Here is a 4,642-nt window from a genome sequence, read left to right as displayed (position 1 = left end):
CCGAGTCACGCCCTCGGCATCATCGCCGGCTATCAGGGCAACCACCACGACGAGTTCGACGAGTTCAACCTCCAGTTCCCCTGGCTGTCGATCTTCTGGGACCTCGAGATCGCGGACGACACCTGGGTGCGCTTCCAGCCCTTCGCCGGCTACAGCTGGCTCGAAGAGGACGCGTTCCTGGCCCAGGGCGGCGGTTCGATCGCGCTCTCCCACCGCTTCACCGACGACTTCTTCGGTCAGCTCTTCACCCGCGCGAACGTCAACGACTTCCGCTTCTCGATCCAGCGCGACCCCGTGCTCGACGTGATCGACCAGAACAACGCGGCCCAGGTTGCGGCGATGGTGGCGAACGCGGAGCTCTCGAACTTCGGGAACGACGCGCGGCGGCGCCGCGACCGTGACGGCATCCAGCTCGAGGTGGGCCTCGAGGGCACCTACCGCTTCGAGCTCATCGAGAACCTGGAAGGAGCCTTCCGGCTCGGGGGTCTCGTCGACCGCTATGAAGCGGACGGCGACGACTGGACGCGCAACGGCACCCGGGCCTACGCCGAGCTGAAGCACGATCTGCCCTTCGACTTCCGGATCCAGCTCTGGGGCAGCCACTCGTACCACCCCTACGAGAACCGCTCGAGCTTCGCTGGCTCCGCGTTGTTCGCGACCTGGCAGGGCGCCGACCGAACCGACCGCATCTGGTTGGGCCGGGCGGAGCTGTTCTACGACGTGACCGAGTGGCTCACGCTGTCCGCCCGCTACCAGGCCAGCGACCAGGATTCGAACGTCCGGGTCTTCGACTTCACCCGCGAGATCGTGGGCGGATACGTCACGCTTCACTGGGACGACTATCTGAGGGACTAGGCGTACCCTCGGCCCTTCGAAGGGCCACCCATCAGGGGGGAGCGCGCAGAGCGCTCCGCCCACCGGAGGTCACGACACATGCTGCGAGCCAACACTCTCTCGACCCTGGTGGGCCTGTGCGCCCTGGCGGCTCCCACCCTGGCCATGGCGGCCGACGATCTCGGCATCGTGAGCTCGGTGCGCGGTGTGGCCACGGCCCAGCGGCCCGGCGAGTCGCCGCGCCAGCTCTCCTGCGGTGACGCGATCTTCGCCGATGACACCCTCCGCACCGACAGCGGCTCGCGGGTCGGCGTCCTCCTGGAAGACGTGGTGGCCCACCTCGCCCAGGAGACCCAGGTGAAGCTCGGTCGCACCGACCAGGCCCAGCCCCACGCCCGTCTCGAGATCGGCAAGGTGCGGATGATCGACCCGCGCGAGGGGGGCAACCCGGCCCAGCTCGCCGCGCTCGACGCGACCGCCGACGTCGTCGGCAACGACGCCGAGGCGTACATCTTTTCCGAGAAGATCGGCCCCTACGCGATGCTCTGCGAGTGGGACGACACGCTTCCGGTCAACCGCGACCCGAGCCAGGGGCTCAGCGCGGCGCCGGGCGAGTGCGTGATCTCGAAGCCGAAGGAGCCGCTCTACACGGCTCGCGCCCACGATGCGCGGATCGCCGCGGGCGCCCCGGAAGACTGTGACCTCGGCCCGGCGATCGCCACGATCGCCGGCGCACCGGGCAACCACCTGACCCCGGGCGACGTCGCCGCACCGCCGCTGGCGGGCATCGACACGACCGGCCTCGGCGATCGCAACCCGCTCGGCGGCGTCCTCAACGACCGCCGCGCCTGCGACACGCCGGCCGGGAGCTGCGCCCAGCCGCTGCCCTTCCAGGTGTTCGAGCCGCCGCCGGTCTCGGGCCCGGCCCCGGGCGTGGGTGGAGCGCTGCCGATCCCGTAGGGAGGCGTTTCAGCGCCGCGCGGTACCCTGATGCGACCCCGAGTCGGAGGTGTCGCCATGGGCTTCCACCACGTCGCGCTGGCCACGAAGGACGCGAAGGCCACCCACGCGTTCTACACGGCCGCGATGGGCTTCGACCTCGTGAAGGTCGAGGTGGCGCCGGCGGGGAAGGGCTTCGCGAAGCACTTCTTCTACGACACGGGCAACGGCGAGCTGATCGCCTTCTGGGACCTGCACGACCCGGAGCTCGGTGACGACTGGGATCCCGCGATCGCGACGGGCCTCGGGTTGCCGGTCTGGACCAACCACATCGCCTTCGCGGCGGCGGACCGGGACGCACTCGACGCCCATCGCGAGCGCATCCTCGCGGCGGGTCACGACGTGATGGAACTCGATCACGGCTGGTGCGTGTCGATCTACGTGAACGACCCGAACGGCATCATGGTCGAGTTCTGTCTCACCACCACCGACTTCGTCGATCGCGAGGAGGCCGAGCGGCTGCTCGCCGATCCCGCGCCGCCGCTCGCAGCGCCGCCGAAGACCCGGGTCTTCCGCGCGAAGGATCGGGGCGGGCGCTAGCTCCGACGCGGGCTCGGGAAGATCTCGTCGAGCTCCGCGAGGACCTCCGGCTCCAGGCGGATTCCGGCGGCCTTGACGTTGTCCTCGAGCTGGGACGCGCGGGTGACCCCCACGATCACGCTCGCCACGTTGGTCTCGGCGAGGCACCAGGCGAGGGCGAGCTGGGCCATCGAGACCCCGAGTCGCTCGGCCACCGGGCGCAGGGCATCGACCCGCGCGAGCGAATCGTCTTCGAGGAACTGGTTCATGAAGACGTTGCGCACGTCGTCGGCCGCGCGCGAGCCGGCCGGGCGCTCGCCACCGCTGTACTTCCCGGTCAGGGCGCCCTGGGCGAGGGGGCTGAACACGACCTGGGAAAGCCCTTCGCGCTGGGATACCGGGATCACTTCCCGCTCGATCCCGCGGCGCAGCAGGTTGTACTGCGGTTGGTTGGAGATCGGCCGGTAGGCGCCGCGCAGGTCGGCGGTGCGGCACGCGTCGACGATGTGGGACGCACGCCACTCGGAAACGCCCCAGTAGAGGATCTTCCCCTGGCGGATCAGATCTTCGAAGGCGCGCACCGTCTCTTCGATCGGCGTGGTCGGGTCGGGCCGATGGCATTGCAGCAGGTCGAGGTAGTCGGTCTGGAGGCGGCGGAGGGAATCCTCGACGCTCTCGAAGATGTGCTTCCGTGAGAGGCCGCGATCGTTGGGCCGCTCGGACATCGGGAAGAAGCACTTCGTGGCGATCACGACGTAGCGCCGCGGGATGCCCTGCAGCGCGGCGCCGAGGGCGGCCTCGCCCTCGCCGTTCGAGTAGACGTCGGCGGTGTCGAAGAAGTTGATGCCGAGGTCGAAGGCCTGGTGGACCAGGTCGCGCGTCGCCGCGCGGTCGACGCTCGAGCCGAGGGTGAGCCAGGACCCGAGCGAGACTTCGCTCACCTGGAGGCCGCTGTGTCCGAGGTTCCGGTATTCCATGGAGCCCCAGTCTAGTGCCACGCTGCGGGTCCGGCCTAGAATCCCGCCGATGCTCAAACTCGCCGCGGCGACGGCCCCCGCCTGGACCGACCGGGTGCTCGCCGATCTCGACACGCTGCTGATCGACCACGCCCACTGCGAGAAGAAGGCCGCGGGCATGGCCATCAACCTGATCTTCCAGTACCCGCACCACGCCTTCCTCCACGCCCCGCTCTCGCGGCTGGCGCGCGAGGAGCTGGTCCACTTCGAGCAGGTCCTCGAGATCCTGGCCGCGCGCGGCCATGCCTTCGGCGCCCAGAAGCCCGCACCCTATGCGGGGTGCCTGCGCAAGGAGGTGCGCACCCACGAGCCGGCGCGGCTGCTCGATCTGCTGCTGATCTGTGCCCTGATCGAGGCGCGGAGCTGTGAGCGCTTCGAATGCCTGGCGAACTCCGAGGTCGGGGAACCACTCCGCTCCTTCTACGCGGGGCTGCTGGCGTCCGAGGCGCGACACCACGGCATCTACGTGCGGCTGGCCCGCGAACTCGCGCCCGCGGAGGAGGTGGAGGCCCGGCTGCGCCCGTTGGCCCTCCGTGAGGCCGAGATTCTCGCCGACGCACCCGACTGGATCCGGATGCACGCCTGAGGTGCCTTGACGCCGCCGGGGCCGGCGGTCATCTTGCGCGCGCCGATCCAACACGAGGAGACCTCCCGATGGCGCTGCACACCGAACGCGTGACGATCCCGGTCGACGGGGCCCAGATGGGCGGCTACCTCGCCCGGCCCGAAGGCGACGCCAGCCTGCCGGGCGTGATCGTGTTCATGGAGATCTTTGGCATCAACTCCCACATTCGCGACGTAGTCGAGCGCGTGGCGGCCGAGGGCTACGTGGTGCTGGCGCCCGACTTCTTCCACCGCACCGGCCCCGGCGTCGAGTACGGCTACGACGACGACGGCATGTCGAAGGGCATGGAGCTCTTGGGACAGCTCGACGCCGACGAGATGATCGCCGACGCGACGGCCTCCGAAGCGTTCCTGCGCGGTCGTTCCGACGTGAGCGACAAGCTGGGCGCGATGGGCTTCTGCATCGGCGGTCACATGGCCTACCTGGCCGCCTGTGAGACGGGTGTCGCGGCCACGGCGAGCTTCTACGGCGGCGGGATCGCCGCACCCCAGGGCATGGGGGGCAAGTCGTCGACGGTGAGCCGCACGCCGAAGATCCGCGGCAAGATCGTCTGCCTGTTCGGCGCCGAGGACGGCATGATCCCCGAAGACCAGGTCGCCACGATCAAGTCGGCCCTGGGCTCGGGGAACGTGGACTCCGAGGTGGTCGT

At 69.6% G+C, this 4,642-nt stretch carries 6 protein-coding genes; 5 read left to right on the top strand and 1 reads right to left on the bottom strand.

Features of this window, described 5'->3' with window-relative positions:
• The 3 genes from AAF430_26670 to AAF430_26660 all read left to right on the top strand — a co-directional run.
• On the top strand, positions 1–855 hold an 855-nt coding region (locus AAF430_26670), incomplete at its 5' end, for a hypothetical protein (GenBank protein MEM7413840.1).
• Positions 856–933: 78 nt separating this feature from the next.
• A complete protein-coding gene (locus AAF430_26665) occupies positions 934–1,794 on the top strand; it encodes a hypothetical protein (GenBank protein MEM7413839.1) in 861 nt (286 codons plus the stop codon).
• Between the two features lie 57 nt (positions 1,795–1,851).
• The gene (locus tag AAF430_26660; protein MEM7413838.1) at positions 1,852–2,373 is read left to right on the top strand and encodes a VOC family protein; all 522 of its coding nucleotides are present in this window, start codon (positions 1,852–1,854) and stop codon (positions 2,371–2,373) included.
• Here AAF430_26660 and AAF430_26655 read toward each other — a convergent pair.
• Complete coding sequence (locus tag AAF430_26655) at positions 2,370–3,329, bottom strand: aldo/keto reductase family protein (protein ID MEM7413837.1); 960 nt, start codon at positions 3,327–3,329, stop codon at positions 2,370–2,372. The two genes, AAF430_26660 and AAF430_26655, sit on opposite strands and share 4 nt — an antisense overlap.
• Positions 3,330–3,378: 49 nt before the next feature.
• Here AAF430_26655 and AAF430_26650 point away from each other — a divergent pair, with 49 nt between their 5' ends.
• Entirely contained in the window at positions 3,379–3,954 is a 576-nt protein-coding gene (locus tag AAF430_26650) for a tRNA-(ms[2]io[6]A)-hydroxylase (GenBank protein MEM7413836.1), read from the top strand.
• Between the two features lie 68 nt (positions 3,955–4,022).
• Positions 4,023–4,642 (top strand): dienelactone hydrolase family protein (locus tag AAF430_26645; GenBank protein MEM7413835.1); only part of this gene is annotated, 620 nt, incomplete at its 3' end.

Source organism: Myxococcota bacterium (genome assembly GCA_039030075.1).
In the GTDB taxonomy this organism is placed as follows: domain Bacteria; phylum Myxococcota_A; class UBA9160; order UBA9160; family SMWR01; genus JAHEJV01.
The sequence above is the reverse complement of the archived record's forward strand: the minus strand, read 5'-3'. Positions and strand labels throughout refer to the sequence as shown.